General features: G+C 39.4%; 13 protein-coding genes. 10 read left to right on the top strand and 3 right to left on the bottom strand.

Features of this window, described 5'->3' with window-relative positions:
• Positions 1–320: 320 nt before the first annotated feature.
• Both ACSHZO_RS06390 and ACSHZO_RS06385 read left to right on the top strand, forming a co-directional pair.
• Complete coding sequence (locus ACSHZO_RS06390; protein WP_298246720.1) at positions 321–1,517, top strand: GAF domain-containing sensor histidine kinase; 1,197 nt, start codon at positions 321–323, stop codon at positions 1,515–1,517.
• 280 nt (positions 1,518–1,797) lie between these two features.
• On the top strand, positions 1,798–3,798 hold the full coding sequence (locus tag ACSHZO_RS06385) for a protein-disulfide reductase DsbD family protein (protein ID WP_435066766.1): 2,001 nt from the start codon (positions 1,798–1,800) through the stop codon (positions 3,796–3,798).
• Between the two features lie 282 nt (positions 3,799–4,080).
• Here the strand turns inward: ACSHZO_RS06385 and ACSHZO_RS06380 are convergent, their stop codons facing one another.
• Positions 4,081–4,317 (bottom strand): hypothetical protein, encoded by a 237-nt coding sequence (locus tag ACSHZO_RS06380; protein WP_295180764.1) that lies wholly within the window; start codon positions 4,315–4,317, stop codon positions 4,081–4,083.
• 30 nt (positions 4,318–4,347) lie between these two features.
• Entirely contained in the window at positions 4,348–5,082 is a 735-nt protein-coding gene (locus ACSHZO_RS06375) for an SDR family oxidoreductase (protein ID WP_298246719.1), read from the bottom strand.
• Between the two features lie 159 nt (positions 5,083–5,241).
• Between ACSHZO_RS06375 and ACSHZO_RS06370 the strand changes: the two genes are divergently transcribed.
• From ACSHZO_RS06370 to ACSHZO_RS06335, 8 genes are all read left to right on the top strand, one after another.
• Positions 5,242–6,222, top strand: a complete 981-nt coding sequence (locus ACSHZO_RS06370) for a hypothetical protein (RefSeq protein WP_298246718.1) — start codon at positions 5,242–5,244, stop codon at positions 6,220–6,222.
• 150 nt (positions 6,223–6,372) lie between these two features.
• Entirely contained in the window at positions 6,373–8,937 is a 2,565-nt protein-coding gene (gene topA, locus ACSHZO_RS06365) for a type I DNA topoisomerase (protein ID WP_298246717.1), read from the top strand.
• Positions 8,938–8,940: 3 nt separating this feature from the next.
• Positions 8,941–10,101 (top strand): formimidoylglutamase, encoded by a 1,161-nt coding sequence (locus ACSHZO_RS06360; RefSeq protein ID WP_298246716.1) that lies wholly within the window; start codon positions 8,941–8,943, stop codon positions 10,099–10,101.
• 117 nt (positions 10,102–10,218) lie between these two features.
• Positions 10,219–11,583 carry a gliding motility lipoprotein GldK gene (gldK, locus tag ACSHZO_RS06355; protein ID WP_298246715.1) on the top strand — a complete coding sequence of 455 codons (1,365 nt, stop codon included), beginning with the start codon at positions 10,219–10,221 and terminating at the stop codon, positions 11,581–11,583.
• 54 nt (positions 11,584–11,637) lie between these two features.
• Positions 11,638–12,285: a gliding motility protein GldL gene (gldL, locus tag ACSHZO_RS06350; protein WP_295180752.1), complete on the top strand. Its 648-nt coding sequence runs from the start codon at positions 11,638–11,640 to the stop codon at positions 12,283–12,285.
• A 47-nt stretch (positions 12,286–12,332) separates the two neighbouring features.
• Positions 12,333–13,883 (top strand): gliding motility protein GldM, encoded by a 1,551-nt coding sequence (gldM, locus tag ACSHZO_RS06345; protein ID WP_298246714.1) that lies wholly within the window; start codon positions 12,333–12,335, stop codon positions 13,881–13,883.
• A gap of 12 nt (positions 13,884–13,895) precedes the next feature.
• Positions 13,896–14,789, top strand: coding sequence for a gliding motility protein GldN (gene gldN, locus ACSHZO_RS06340; RefSeq protein ID WP_295180748.1), 894 nt, complete (start codon positions 13,896–13,898; stop codon positions 14,787–14,789).
• A gap of 58 nt (positions 14,790–14,847) precedes the next feature.
• Positions 14,848–15,918 (top strand): NAD(P)/FAD-dependent oxidoreductase, encoded by a 1,071-nt coding sequence (locus ACSHZO_RS06335; protein ID WP_298246713.1) that lies wholly within the window; start codon positions 14,848–14,850, stop codon positions 15,916–15,918.
• Here ACSHZO_RS06335 and ACSHZO_RS06330 read toward each other — a convergent pair.
• The gene (locus ACSHZO_RS06330; protein ID WP_295180770.1) at positions 15,915–16,298 is read right to left on the bottom strand and encodes a DUF983 domain-containing protein; all 384 of its coding nucleotides are present in this window, start codon (positions 16,296–16,298) and stop codon (positions 15,915–15,917) included. The two genes, ACSHZO_RS06335 and ACSHZO_RS06330, sit on opposite strands and share 4 nt — an antisense overlap.
• Between the last annotated feature and the right edge of the window lie 40 nt (positions 16,299–16,338).

Genomic DNA, 16,338 nt, shown 5'->3' with positions numbered 1-16,338 from the left:
GAAGCCTGTAAATAAAGATATTGGGCGATTCGTTCGAGTCTCGTCCAGACCGCAAAGTTGCAAAAAAGCTCCTCTATACGGGGGGCTTTTTTTGGCGCTAAAGATTAGTTGTGTTGTTTTTGTTCCCTGAGAGGGGAATGTGTAGTTAACCGCCCTATAATCCTTTTTGTGTGGATTTGCGGTTAACCAATGAAAAGCTTTTTTCCACTTGGTGGGAGAAGGCTTTTTTGTTTTTAGGAACGTTCGTAATTCATCATGTTTGGTAATTCTAATAACATGGTCTGTAAGATTCATCTATCTTTGCAGCCGAAAATCTTGCTATGAGAATAACGAAAGCAGAGAGTCTTCAACAGGAATACCTCAGGATAAAAAAATTAAGTGAGTTCGATCTTGATCTTTACGAATTACGAGACCAATTCAAAAGCTTGATGGAACTGGCCGGGCATATTGCCGGAACTGAAGTTTCTGTGGTAAACCTTATAGATAATTATTCGCAATGGACGCTCTCTGCTGTTGAGGACGAGCCTAAGCGTATTGCAAAAGAAGACTCTATTTGCGCCTATACGATAAGATCTAGCAGCTTTATGGAAGTGGAAAGGCTGGATCTTGATGATAGGTTTAAGAACAAAGCCTATGTTGTTGGAGAGGAGGCTTACCGCTATTACCTGGGAATGCCTCTTACGTTAAGTTCAGGGGAGAATGTAGGTTCGTTATGTATGCTAGACACCCGGCAGCAGGATATTGGATTAGAGAAGAAACAGGCACTTGCCGTCATAGCACGTGAAATTGTGTATAAGCTGGAACATAGAAAGAAGTTGAACGAAACTTTGCATACACTTTCAGAAACTGTTCGAATCAAGAACCAGGTTGCACACGATGTAAGAGGACCGATTCATGGTATCGCTGGCTTGGCTGAGTCTGTAGAAGATGAAGATCTTTCCGCAGATGAAATGAGAGAGTATTTTACTCTTATCAAAAATTCTGCAAAAGGCATCATAGATCTTACCGATGAAATTCTCAGTAGTGGCCGAGATCAGGAAATGCAGGCAAGCAGGAGAATTAGTATGGCAGATCTCCAGGATCGGTTGATTCAGGTTTATGAATTGCCAGCAAAATCTAAGAATCTTGGTTTCAACGTATTTGTTAATCGCGAAAAGGGTCAGTTAAAGTTTAGTCGAAGACGTGTTCTTTCCATTTTTGGTAACCTAATCTCCAACTCGATCAAATTTACTCCATCTGGAGGAAGTATTGAGGTTCATATAAATATTATAAATACCGAAATCGGGAAACAACTGGATGTGGTTGTGCAGGACAACGGAGTTGGAATGAGCAGTGCGGCGCTGGAGAATTACTTCGAAGATGTTTCAGAATTATCTATCGGAACTGGTGGGGAGAAAGGCTTCGGACTTGGTTTAAAACTGGTCAATGAGCTGGTGCATGAACTGGGAGGCTCCATGAATATTGCCTCAGAAATCAACAAAGGCACTAAAATTAGTATTCTGATTCCTATAAATTAGCTTGGTGACTTGTAAGGTCTTTTGATCGCAGCACTGGATATCAAAATTTCAAATAATTCAATTCTTCCCTTAATTATCGTTTGTTTTTATCCATTGCTTTAAACTGCAATTATATTTTATGATTGGTTAGTCCTAACTAATTTTTACGACTCATTATATTGTTCAGTATAGGTTGAGATGGTTATTTTGATCATTGAGAATGCTGCTTTTCCAAGGGCTTAAATCAGGTTAAATTCCTTATTTTTGATGCCATTCAAATTCATTCAAAGGCGCAGTTTATATGCATATTTCTTTAGGACATTTCAAAAAAGGTCTGTTTCTATTCTGTTTGTTATTTACCATGGGCGCGAGCGCTCAAATCCAGGATCCGGTCAAATGGACTTCTGAAGTTAAGAAAGTTTCAGAGAACGAATATGATCTAATATTTGAAGCCAGCATTCAGAATAAATGGCATTTATATTCACAAACTCAGCCTGAAGGAGCTGTCAATTCTACAGTTTTTACTTTTGAAGATCAAAATACCGGGTATGAATTGGTAAACGAAACCAGGGAAAGTGAATCTATTACTGAATTCGACAAGGTTTTTGAGACAGATTTGAGTTATTTTCTGGACGAGGCAACATTTTCTCAGCGTGTACGAGTTACCGATACCACGTTATCCACTATAATTGCCAAGATCGAATACCAGGCCTGTGATGATGAAGCCTGTATATTTGACTCGAAAAAATTTACTTTTCAGTTAAAGGAAGACGCTACTCCAGCAAAGCTAGACCCTGAGGAAACAGGAAATCTTAAAACGGAAGATCAGCGTTCTTTCTGGGGTATCTTTATTATTGCTTTTTTATCTGGATTCGCAGCCTTGCTCACGCCTTGCGTTTTCCCAATGATTCCCATGACGGTAAGCTTTTTCACTAAGCAATCGAAATCACGTGCAGCGGGCATTAGGAATGCTATTTTCTACGGAATTTCCATCGTTGTTATCTATGTATTTCTGGGCTCATTGGTAACCCTGATCTTTGGAGCTGATAGTCTGAATGCTTTATCCACCAATATGTGGTTCAATCTCATATTCTTCATACTTCTAGTGGTTTTTGCAATGTCCTTTATGGGGGCTTTTGAGATCGTACTGCCAAGTAGCTGGGGAACGAGGATCGATTCTAAAGCCGACAGAGGCGGGCTCATTGGAATATTTTTTATGGCGCTGGCCTTAGCGATCGTTTCATTCTCATGTACGGGACCAATCGTGGGAACTTTACTGGTGGAAGCGGCTTCAAAAGGAGGTATTGCACCAATTATAGGAATGCTTGGATTCTCACTGGCAATCGCTCTTCCATTTGCCTTGTTCGCGGCCTTCCCGGGTTGGATGAATAGTTTACCAAAATCTGGTGGCTGGTTAAATACGGTCAAGGTAGTTTTAGGATTTCTGGAACTGGCACTGGCATTTAAATTTCTTTCGAATGCAGATTTGGTCTTGCAATTGCATTTCCTCGAGAGAGAGGTTTTCCTGGCGATCTGGATAGCGATTTTTGCTGTTCTTGCCATGTATCTCTTCGGAAAAATACGTTTACCACATGATTCTCCTCTCGAATATATATCTGTGGGAAGATTGTTATTAGGAATTATAGTTCTCACATTTACAATTTATTTGATCCCTGGTTTATGGGGAGCGCCTTTAAAAATTATTAGTGGTTTTCCTCCGCCATTACAATACAGTGAATCACCAGATGGTTTAGGAAGTTCTGGAGGATTGAATACGAACGTTAACTCCAACCTTCCTGAAGGAGCCGATTATGGACCTCATGATCTGGTTAGCTTCCATGACTATGAACAGGGAATGGCATATGCAGAAAAGCAGAATTTACCAGTCCTGCTAGATTTTACGGGGCATGCTTGTGTGAATTGTAGAAAGATGGAAGAAAGAGTGTGGAGTGAAGATGAGGTGTTGAATTTACTTCAGAATGACATTGTATTAATTTCCCTTTACGTAGATGATCAACGAGATCTGCCTGAGAATGAACAATATGTATCTGAAGCTACTGGTAAGGAAATAGAAACTATTGGAAACAAATGGAGTGATTTCCAGATCACGAACTACAAGGCAAATGCACAACCATATTATGTATTACTTGACAATGCAGGTAATAAGTTAAATGATCCCATTGCTTACGAACCAGATGCTAATAAATATTTGCAGTGGCTACAGGACGGGATACATAATTTCAACAATGATAATGAGTCCTTGGATACTTTTAATAAAAACTCTCCATCCATTTTTCAGTAGGTGCTAGTTCGCTCGAATTTTACGAAGGTTCTGGAAAACATGACCTATCAACTGTCAATTCCTTTCAGGACTTTTTGAATTTTAATCTGAAGGATTCTAAACCTGAAAATGATTCCGGGTTCTTCCGCAGCGAAACCAACAGGCTACTTCTTACCAGGACTTAAAATAGAGTTCTATATAGCAAATAATAGAAAATTTCAATATTCAACTTTATATGCACAAAATTGAATACTGAAATTTCTAAAATTGATCTGCGTATAGTTTAAAAGATGTGGTTTAAACCTAGCTTTTTTCTACCGTTTTACGATCCCAACCTCTGTCTACACCTAATTGTTTTTGTTCTTCTATACTTTCTTTTCGAAGGTTATGTAGTGTGTACGCGAGGTAACCTGCATAGAGAACAGAAAATACTCCTATTCCTAATTTCCCGCCTTTGATCGCGGCTTTCTTACCAGATTTGTAAATAATTCCTCTTACTAAAAATTTAGTTCCTAATTTCATTATATGTCCAATACCCATAATTTTTATTTTGATTGATTTTTATTAATTCTATGCTTTTCCGGTTGGTTTTACTAAAAGCTCATTCACATTTACAGAAGCTGGTTGTGAAACCGCGTAATATACTGCATCTGCTATACTAGAAGGATCCAACATAGGTTCATCACCTCCGTAATCCTTATCTTCCAGTAATTCAGTATCTGTAATTCCATCTCTTAAGTTGGTGTCTACTGTGCCTGGTTCGACCGCGGTGACCCGAATGTTAAATCCAGGTGAAAGTTCCATTCTCATCGCTTTACTAAGTTCAATGATCGCTGCTTTGGATGCTCCGTATATAGCACCACCTGCAAAAATCTCCTTTCCATCCACACTGGCAATATTTATGATATGACCATCCTCCTGTCTTTTCATAAGTGGTAGAACAGAGTAGATACATCTAAGTGTACCCTGAACATTCACTTCTATAGTAGACAACCATTCATCCAGGTGTCGGTTCTTTAAATAGGTGAGTGGCATAATCCCTGCAGAATTCACTAGAATGTCTATTCGGCCGTACTTTTCGTCAATTTTACCAAATGCCTTAGTGACACTCTCAGTGCTGGTGACATCCAGTTCCACAACCATAGATTCTCCTGGAAGTTCCTCCTGAATTTTTTCCATTTCAGGAACACTTCTGCTCGCCAGCACAACGGTGAAATTTTCATTAGACAATTTTATCGCGATTGCTTTGCCAATTCCGCTACTGGCTCCCGTGATAACCGCTACTCGATCCTTTTCATTCATCATTTTCATTTTAAGTAAGATGATTCTTTAAGAGCGTTTTCTGAGTTAAAATAGGTTCAAATAACACATATTTAACGAATTCGAACTTTCCTGAATTAAGATTCATTCTATCTTCGTAGAAATTTTCAGGATTTGACGAAGCACTTTTCCCTATTGTTTATTTTGATTTTTCTACTTGCAGCATGTAGCAGTGATGATGATGGCAACCAGAGCGTGCAGACCTCTGCAACCGCATGGGTGTTGGCGACGAACCATAACGGGGAAGTTAAAAAGTTTGATATCAATAATGCCACTTCCAGTACTTTCAAGCTAAATTCGTCAGACGCTGAAGGGATTTATTACAATTCTGCCGACAATGGTTTTACAATCGTATCCAGAATTCCTGGCAGACTGGAATCTTACCATAACATAACCGACTATGCCAATAGTGTCGAGATTGAACTTGATGCAGATATTCTTGGCAATATTCATTACCAGAGCGGAAGGGATCTTGCCGTTCAGGGTGATATTTATGTGGTTTCAGATAATACAGATCTGGATCTTGATGAAACTACACCAGAAGGTCGGCTGTTCATTTATGTACGGGAAGAAAACTCCTTTAAACTTCGGAATGTTGTAACCACTAAATTCAAGCTCTGGGGTTTGGAGTTCATAGGAAATGATCTTTATGCAGCGGTGGATGAAACCAACAAGATTGCCGTGTACAGGGATTTTGCAGCTACTTATACTACGAATGTTCTGGCGACCGCGAATAAGCAGGTGGCATTCCAAGGGCTGCTTAGAACTCATGGTCTGGACTTCGATAATGGTATTATGGTGCTTTCAGATATTGGTGAAGCTGAATCTGCGACAGATGGTGGATTACATATTATTCAGAATTTTGAAGAAAAATTTAATGCTGCTCAAAATGGTTTTGTGGCCCTTGATGAGCAATTCCGGATCTCTGGCGATAATACCTTACTTGGTAATCCTGTGAATGTTGTGTACAACAGCGCTTACAATGTGATATTTGTTGCTGAAGCTGCGAATAATGGTGGTAAGATCCTTGCTTTCAACGATGCGACTTCAGTTTCAGGAAATATATCACCAGACCTGCAATACGATATGCCGGGTGTTTCTTCTGTATTTTTCCATACAGAATAATCTTTGCTGAAGATCCCTTCAGAAAAAAAATAAGTATTTCAATTACCCTTTATCGCTGGTGGTTTCCGCAGGCTTGCTGCCCGTTTTAATTGAAGTTTGATGGCAAATTAAAAAATTGATATACTTTTGCAACTACAAACCAACAGATTTATGGCTAAGAATTTAGTGATTGTTGAGTCTCCTGCTAAGGCTAAAACCATTGAAAAGTTTCTGGGAAGCGATTATAAAGTTGCCTCCAGTTTTGGGCATATCGCTGATCTGCCTACTAAAGAGATAGGGGTTGATACCGAAGGAGATTTTACACCTAAATATATTGTATCCAAAGATAAAAAGGATGTTGTAAAAAAGCTTAAGAGTCTTGCTAAAACTGCTGAAATGGTATGGTTAGCAAGTGATGAGGATCGGGAAGGAGAGGCAATTGCCTGGCACCTTGCAGAGGAGCTTAAGCTGGAAGACGATAAAACTAAAAGGATCGTATTTCATGAGATCACCAAGTCCGCGATCCTGAAGGCGATCGATAATCCCAGGAAAATCGATTATAACCTGGTAAACGCTCAGCAGGCTCGTAGAGTTCTGGACAGGCTGGTAGGTTATGAACTTTCGCCAGTACTCTGGAGGAAAGTGAAAGGTGGTCTTTCGGCTGGTCGAGTACAATCTGTAGCAGTAAGACTGATCGTAGAGCGCGAAAGAGAAATTCAGGATTTTACCGCACAGGCATCTTATAGAATTGATGCTGAATTTTCTACGGAAGAAGGTAAGTCTTTTAAGGCTAAGATTCCGAAGAACTTTGATACAAAAGAAGAGGCAGAACAATTTCTGAAGGATAATCTTGGTGCAAGTTTTAAGGTTTCAGATCTTACTACGAAACCAGCGAAGAAAACTCCTGCACCTCCATTTACAACATCAACATTACAACAGGAGGCTGCAAGAAAACTATATTTTTCAGTAAGTAAGACCATGACCATGGCACAACGACTATACGAGGCCGGTCATATTACTTATATGAGAACAGATTCTGTAAACCTGTCCGAAGAAGCCAGAAAGGGAGCTAAAGAAGAAATTGAAAAGGCTTACGGAGATAAGTACGCCAAGGCAAGACAGTTTAAGGGGAAATCCAAGGGAGCTCAGGAAGCTCACGAAGCGATTCGTCCTACAAGTTTTAAAAAACATACAATATCCGGGGATCGTGATCAGCAAAGATTATACGAACTGATTTGGAAAAGAGCGATCGCGTCACAAATGAGCGACGCACAGCTGGAAAGAACCAATGTGAAGATTGAGGCAGATAAGCACGACAATCAATTTTCTGCCAATGGTGAAGTTTTGAAATTCGACGGATTCCTGAAAGTTTACCTGGAAGGTAGCGATGATGAGGATGAAGAACAAAGCGGAATGTTACCGGCTTTAAAGGTTTCACAAGCCTTAAACAACGAATATATCACTGCAACCGAAAGATTTACCAGGCCTCCTTATCGTTATACGGAAGCTTCGCTGGTTAAAAAACTGGAAGAACTTGGTATTGGTAGACCTTCCACGTATGCGCCAACGATTTCAACCGTTCAATCCAGGAATTATATTGAAAAAGGATCTGTAGATGGAACCGAAAGAGAATATTTGCAATTCACTCTGAAGGATCAAAAGATTAGAGAAGAGAAATTATCCGAAACCGTAGGTAGTGATAAGGGGAAACTTGTTCCTACAGCAACCGGAATGGTTGTAAATGACTTTTTAGTGAATCATTTTTCCAATATTCTGGATTATAATTTCACCGCTAGAGTAGAAGAGAGTTTTGATAATATTGCTGAAGGAAATGAAGAGTGGAAGTCTATGATGAAGAACTTCTACAAAGATTTTCATCCTCATGTTCAGGATGTTGCACAAAATGCGGAAAGAGAAGTTGGGGAAAGAATTCTGGGTGAAGATCCGGAAAGCGGTAAACCTGTGAGTGTACGCTTAGGTAAATTCGGACCTATGGTGCAGATTGGTAGTGTGGAAGATGAGGAAAAGCCTCGTTTCGCCAGTTTGAGCCCGGACCAGAGCATGGAGACTCTAACTTATGAGCAGGCGATGGATCTGTTTCAATTACCAAAAACACTTGGTGAATATAAAGGGGAAAGTGTAGAGGTGAATAATGGGCGTTATGGCCCTTATGTACGCTTCGGGAAAACCTTTGTTTCTCTTGAAAAAGGAGAAGATCCTTTAAATGTTGAGTTTGACAGAGCCATGGAACTTATCAAGGAGAAAGAAAAGGCAGATGCTCCTATTTACGAATATAAGGATCATCCGGTTCAAAAAGGAGTTGGTAGATTCGGACCCTATTTGAAGTGGAATGGAATGTTCATTAATGTGAACAAGAAATATGACTTTGATAACCTTTCAGATAAAGATATCGAACAATTGATCGATGATAAGATTCAGAAGGAAAAAGATAAGTTGATTCACCACTGGGAAGATGAAGGAATTCGTGTGGAAAAAGCTCGTTGGGGAAGGTTTAATGTTATCAAAGGCAAAGCGAAGGTTGAGCTGCCTAAAACTACTAATGCTCAGGAGCTGACCCTGGAAGAGGTGCAGGATATCCTGGAGAAAAGTGGTAAGACGAAGAAAAAAGCTGTTAAGAAAAAGCCGGCCAAGAAGAAAGCTGCGACCAAGAAGACGACTGCTAAAAAAACCACGGCCAAAAAGACGACTAAAAAGACATCACCCAAAAAGAAATAAAATATGGAGTTCGATTTTCTTAGTCCTGTATCAGAAAACTTACTGGATGAAATCACTCACCTGAATGCGCAAACCATTGGTGCGCAATTAAAACTCCATACATCTGAACATGGTTTACCAGACCTTGATAAGGTTAATGTAGCGATATTCGGAGTAAGAGAGAATCGCCGGGCTGTTAGAGAAGATTCAACACCCGATTTTGAGAGTTTACGCAGACAGTTATATAGTCTGTATCCAGGAAACTGGCGTTTGAACCTGGCAGATCTGGGAGATATTCAAGAAGGAGATTCAGTTGAAGATACTTATTATGCAGTTTCGAAACTATGTGCAGATCTAATTAAACAGGATATCATTCCTGTAATTCTAGGTGGAAGTCAGGATCTGATCTATGCGCAGTATCGTGCATATGATCATCTCGATCAAATGGTGAACCTGGTAAATATCGATAGCAAATTTGATCTTGGTGATGCAGATAAACCTATTAGTAATCAGTCGTTTGTAGGAAAAATCGTCGTAGATAAGCCATATAATTTATTTAATTATTCTACGATTGGATATCAAACTTATTTTAACTCCCAGGAGGAGATAGAATTGATGGAGCGTTTGTTCTTTGAAGCTTATAGATTGGGAGAAGTGACCTCGAATATTGGTCACATGGAACCTATTGTGCGGAATGCAAATCTTGTGGGTCTCGATATAAGATCTATAGACTCAGCATCTGCAAATTCAGATTACTTCAGTAGTCCGAATGGCTTCAATGGCAGGGAAATTTGTGCTTTATCACGATATGCAGGAATTAGTGACAAAGTGAGTTCATTTGGTGTTTATGAATATCAGAATGAGATGAATAAACTCACTGATACACTGGTAGCACAGATCATCTGGTATTTCATTGAAGGGGTAAATTACCGCACAAATGAGAATACAATTTCGGCCAAAAAAGATTTTATAAAATATCAGGTTCCAATAGATGATGACATCCTGGTATTCTTTAAGAGTCCTGTAAGTGGGCGATGGTGGATCGAGATTCCTTTTTTAAATTCGGTCAATAATAAATTAAAAAGGCATACGTTATTACCTTGCAGTGAAGAAGATTATCTGGAGGCTTGCAACCAGGTTATCCCTGAACGGTGGTATAAGGCCAAAAGAAAAAACGAAGTATAAAATAATAAAGTCAGGCATTATCGGTAATTGCTGTATTTTTATCGGAAATATTGTTTTTTAAAAAATATTTAGATAGGTTTACTGCCTTAAATCAAAATGTCTTAACCTAAGATAATTATGAAGAAGTATATTTCGCTCATTGCTGTTCTGGCCTTGCTTTCAAGCTGTGGTGGAGGCGATCGTGGACAGCTAGTAGGTGCGGAGGGAAAGAAGTGGAATCCGGAGAAACCTTATGGTATGACATTAATTCCTGGTGGTTCGTTCGTCATGGGTAAATCTGATGATGATATTGCCGGACAGAAGAATGCTCCTCCAAAGACCGTTACCGTACGTTCATTTTATATGGATGAAACTGAGATCACTAACTCTGAATATCGACAATTTGTGGATTGGGTAAAGGATTCTGTAGTAAGGGTGGAACTTGCTAAAATGGCTGAGTTGCAAGGTGCTACTGCGGGTGATAATGGGATTGGTGAATTTGCCTTTGCAGACGCTGAAGAAGGAAATATGACTCCTTACGAAGAGTACATGTTAAATACTTATGGTCAGGGTGGTCCTTCAGAAGATTACTCGAATAGAAGACTGAATAAAGATATCGACATTTACTGGGATACTGAAGATTATCCGGATGTATACTATGCCGAGGTAATGGATTCGATGTATATCCCAATTGATGAAGTATACAACGGTCAGAGAACTATCGATGTAAAGAAATTAAAATTCCAGTATTCTTATATGGACATTCAGTCTGCCGCTAAAAAGCAGGGTGACCGAAGTAACTATATCAAGAATGAACAAGTTTCTGTTTATCCCGATACGACAGTTTGGATTAGAGACTTTAATTACTCATACAATGAGCCTATGCATAATGACTATTTCTGGCATAGTGCATTTGATGATTACCCTGTTGTTGGTGTTTCCTGGAAGCAGGCAAGAGCATTTACTCAATGGAGAACAAAATATCATAATGACTTCCGAAGAGAAAAAGGAGATTCAAACGTACCTTCTTACAGGCTCCCAACCGAAGGTGAGTGGGAATATGCTGCTCGTGGAGGTCTAGAAGGTGGAACTTACCCATGGGGTGGTCCTTACACTCTGAACGATCGAGGTTGTTTTATGGCTAACTTTAAGCCTCTTCGAGGTGATTATGCGGCAGATCAGGCGCTTTACACAGTAGAAGCTAAGTCGTATGACCCTAATGATTACGGTTTATACAATATGGCTGGTAACGTAGGAGAATGGGTGGACTCAAGTTATGATCCAGGTTCTTACGAATATATGTCTACAATGAACCCGACTGTGAATAATCCACAGGATATGCGGAAAGTAGTGAGAGGTGGTTCATGGAAAGATGTGGCTTACTTCTTACAGGTAAGCTCAAGGGATTACGAATATATGGATTCAGCCAGAAGCTATATTGGCTTTAGAACTGTTCAGGATTATCTTGGAACCGATGTTACGCTGAATCAATCCAGCAAATAATATTAGAACTTCAACCTATCAATAAACCAACAAAAAAATTTAAAGCTTAAAGTTATGGCAAAATCAAGAGGAGCAAAACGGGTGACCAATATGGTATATGGTCTTGGTGCATCTGTAGTTATATTAGGAGCGCTATTTAAAATTATGCACTGGCCGGGTGGTAATGAAATGCTTATTGCCGGTCTAATCGTGGAAGCATTGGTATTTGCCTACTCAGCTTTCGAACCAATTGATGATGAACTTGACTGGTCATTAGTGTATCCAGAATTAGCTGGAGGTACAGGAGCAAGAAGAGATGCAGTTGTAGTGGAGCAGAAAGAAGCTGAAGCATCTTTGTCTAAGAAACTTGATGCGATGTTGAAAGAGGCAAAATTGGATGCAGATCTAATGTCTTCTTTAGGAAATAGTATTAGAAATTTTGAAGGTGCCGCAAAAGGAATTGCCCCAACAGTTGACTCAATGGCTTCTCAAAAGAAATATAGTGAAGAATTAACTGTAGCTGCTGCTCAAATGGAAACATTGAACAGTATCTATAAAGTACAGGTTGAATCTGCTTCTAAACAGGCAGAGGTTAATCAGGCTGTTGCAGAAAATGCGGGTAAACTTAAAGCACAAATGGATTCGTTAGCAAATAATATGGCTTCTCTAAACAATGTTTACGGAGGAATGCTAACAGCTATGAATGGAAAACCAAGAGTCTAATTGAATATTCAATTAAGCGAATTATTAATTAAAATATCTAATTAGACATGGCATCCGGAAAACAATCGCCAAGGCAGAAGATGATTAACCTAATGTATTTGGTTTTCATCGCTATGATGGCACTAAATATGTCCAAAGAGGTTCTTACCGCATTTGGAATGATGAATGAAAAATTGAGTACGGCTAACGCTACTGCAGAGAATCGAAATGCTGCTTATATGGCTGGTCTTGCTGAGAAAGTAGATGAACAACCTGCAAAGTACACCTCAATTAAAGAGAACGCAGACAAGATCGACCAGTTATCAACACAACTTAACGATTACATTGAAGGGGTAAAGAATAATCTTACTGCCGATATGGAAAAGGAAGATAACGGTAAGTGGAATTATGAGGAAATGGACAAGGCTGATCAACTTGATGAAATGTTCTTCCAGAGTGGCAGAGTTTCTCCAACGGGTCAGGAATTTGTAGATCAGATCGATAATTATCGTGAGCAGGTTTCTGCAATCCTTGAAAATAAATACCCTCAACTTGCTGCAAATGTAAGAAGAGAATTCGCTATAGAAGAAGTTACAGATGGTGACGGGGTTACCAAGCCATGGCTATATTATAACTACCAGGGATTCCCTTTGATCGCTTCATTGACTAAGATGACTCAGATTCAAGCGGATGTAAAGAGTACAGAAAGTGAGATCTTGTCTCAAATGTTATCTGGACAATTACAGAGCGATGTTTCTTTAAGTAATTACCAGGCAATCGTAATTCCAGACAAACCGGCATTTTTTAGCGGTGAGGAATTCAGTGGTAAAGTGGTTCTAGGACGTTTTGATAACACTTTACAGTTCGAGAAAGTAACTATCAACGGTAAGGAAGTTGAAAATACTCAAGCGGGACAGGTGGTATTAAAGTTCCCTGCTGGAAATGTAGGTGAGCAAAAAATTACTGGTGAGCTTCAGTATCTTGAGAATGATTCTTTAAAAAGTATTGAGATCTCAGATTCTTATAATGTGATTCCGTTGCCAAATTCTGCTGTTATCTCAGCAGATAAGATGAATGTGGTATATCGTGGAGTTCAGAACCCAATGACGATTTCCATTCCTGGTGTAAGCAGTGTTAGTGCAAATGCTCCAGGGCTTAGAGCTTCTGGTGGTGCTGGAAGTTATATGATGGATGTTACTACTCTACAGGCCAGAGAAGTTACTATTAGCGTAAGCGGTGAACTTCCAGGAGGTAAGACTGTTTCAGACAGAAAAACTTTCCGAGTAAAGGATATTCCTCGACCAGTTGGAACGATTCGTGGAGAAGATGGATCTGTATCCATGCAGAGAAATTCCTTAGAAATCGCTACAGTTGGAGCTAACCTTCCAGATTTCGATTTCGATTTAAATCTTAATGTTACAGGATTTAAATTTAAGGTACCTGGTCAGCCAACGATTAACGTAAGTGGTAGTCGACTTGATGACAGAGCTAAAGCCGCTCTTAGAAGAGCTGGTAGAGGTGAATCTGTTCAGATTTATGATATTAATGCTTCCCTGCAGGGGAACTCAAGTTATAAGCTTAAAAAAGTTGCGCCAGTCGTAATTGAGCTTACAAACTAAAAATTGAATATAATGAGCTTGAAAGAAATTTTTGTTTATGGTTTTGTGATGATGATGGGTGCTTCTTCTTTCGGTCAGGCAAACATCCTGAATGCGAATAAACCTGAGGACATCGGGAAGAAATCGCAAGCTCAGGCTATGGTAGATCAGGAAGACAAACCTCTCGAATATGGGTACGTTGGAGACCGTGATATTTTATGGTCCAAAGGAACCTGGGAGATCATAGATTTGGATGAAAGAGTGAACTTTCCAATGTACTATCCAATAGATACCAATAATATTGGTTCTAGCAGAAGGTCATTGTATGATGTGCTTACTTCAGCTATCAAACAAGGGAAGATTCAAAACGTTTATGCCGATTCTTATTTTACTGAAAAACGTACTTTAAAAGATATTAGTGCTACTATTTCTAAAGTTGATACAACAGATCTTGGGATCGAACAGTATAATGCAGGGGAAGAGGTAGATGCTCAATTCATTGATCGTCGCGATCTTGGAGCTGCAGATATCGTAGAATATCATATTCGTGGGATCTGGTATTTTGATAAGCGTCTTGCAGAATTAAAGTATAGAATTCTAGGGATTGCTCCGGTAGCACCAGATGTTAACTTTATAGATTCAGGACAAACAGATTTGGTTGAGTTATTCTGGGTATGGTATCCAGATGCGCGTGAAGTTCTTCATGATGCACTGGTATTCACCGGAGGTAACACGGCGCAAACCATTACATTCGATCACTTATTGAATGCCAGGCGTTTTGATGGTGTCATCTACAAAGAAGATAATGTGCAGGGTGACCGTGAGATCGATGAGTATATCGCAGATAATGCATTTATGCAACTGTTGGAATCTCAGAGAATCAAAGAGCAAATTCGAAACTTTGAACAGGATATGTGGAGTTACTAACATCACTTTTTAATATTCAAAAGCGCTCTTCTAGGAGCGCTTTTTTTATTTTAAACTCATGGTAAATAAAAAGGTAGATTTTATAATCGTAGGGGCTGGTCTTGCCGGGCTGGCTATTAGCCGTGAACTACATTCAAGAGGCAAAAGCTTTATCTCTTTTGATAACAGCTCCCAAACCTCTTCGTATGTTGCGGGAGGTATTTTTAATCCAGTTATTCTAAAGCGATTTACGCCCGCATGGAAAGCTAAAGAACAAATGGAAATTTCTATGCCATTTTATGCTGAATTGGAACAGGAACTACAGCAGAAGTTTATACGTCACTGGGATATTTATAGAAGATTTTATTCAATAGAAGAGCAAAATGACTGGTTCGTAGCTGCAGACAAACCCTTACTAGCACCTTTTTTGGATCAAAAACTGGTAAAGAATTCTAATCCTTCAGTAGAGACAGATTATGGGTTTGGACGCGTTATGCATACCGGAAACATCGATACCGAAATTATGTTAGATGCTTATCGAGATCAGCTTCAAAAGAAACAGCAATTGATCGCTGAAAAATTTGACCATGATCTTGTAAAAATGGATAGTGACTGCATAATGTACAGGGATATACATGCAAAGCATATTATTTTCTGCGAAGGATTCGGTGTCACCAAGAATCCGTTTTTCAACTATTTTCCACTACACGGGAATAAGGGTCAATATATTATTATCAAATCACCAGAACTTAAGCTTGAATTTGCCATCAAAGCTTCAGTTTTTATAATGCCTATGGGAAATGACCTGTACAAGGTAGGAGCGACCTATAATAATCATGATAAAACTCCAGAACCAACTTCAGAAGCTAGGGAGCAACTGGAAGCTTCCTTAAAACAGGTGATCAATGCAAGTTATAAGGTAGTGGAGCAGGTGGCAGGCATACGTCCTACTTCGGGGGATAGACGTCCTGTAGTTGGAAAACACCCGGAATTTGATACTATGTATTGCTTCAACGGTTTTGGTAGTCGTGGTGTTCTAATAGCTCCTTATCTCGCGCCAAAATTGGCTGATCATATACTTGAGAATTCTACTTTAGAAAAAGAAATTGATATTGCGAGGTTTCAGAAAAGATATTTTAAAAGATACTAGGCCTTACCTGCATTCTTCTTATAACTGAAAAAGAGGTTTATCCAGATATTACGTGACAACCTCATGATCACAGGCATAAACACAATAAGGGTACCAACAATTGCAAAAAAGGAAGTTAAGAGGCTAGCACTTAGAAATACGTATGCAATCACAAAAGCCGCCACCGCAAAGGCGATTCCTAAACCGTAGCTTACATACATAGCCCCGTAAAAGAATGAAGGCTCTATTTTGTACTTCGTCCCACAATTACTACAACGTTCGTGCATTTCGTAAACCCGGTTGAGTTTATAGGGGTTTTGCTCTTTATACATGCTTTCTTCCTGACACACAGGACAGGTGCCTGTGACAATACTATAAACTTTAGTTCCTTTAAGCATGATGATCGTTTTTTTTGCAATTCAAATTTAAGCATCTTTGCAC

The sequence above is a fragment of the Christiangramia sp. 3-2217-3z genome, assembly GCF_051195275.1.
GTDB lineage: Bacteria > Bacteroidota > Bacteroidia > Flavobacteriales > Flavobacteriaceae > Christiangramia > Christiangramia marina.
This window is presented reverse-complemented; position numbering and strand designations above follow the sequence as displayed.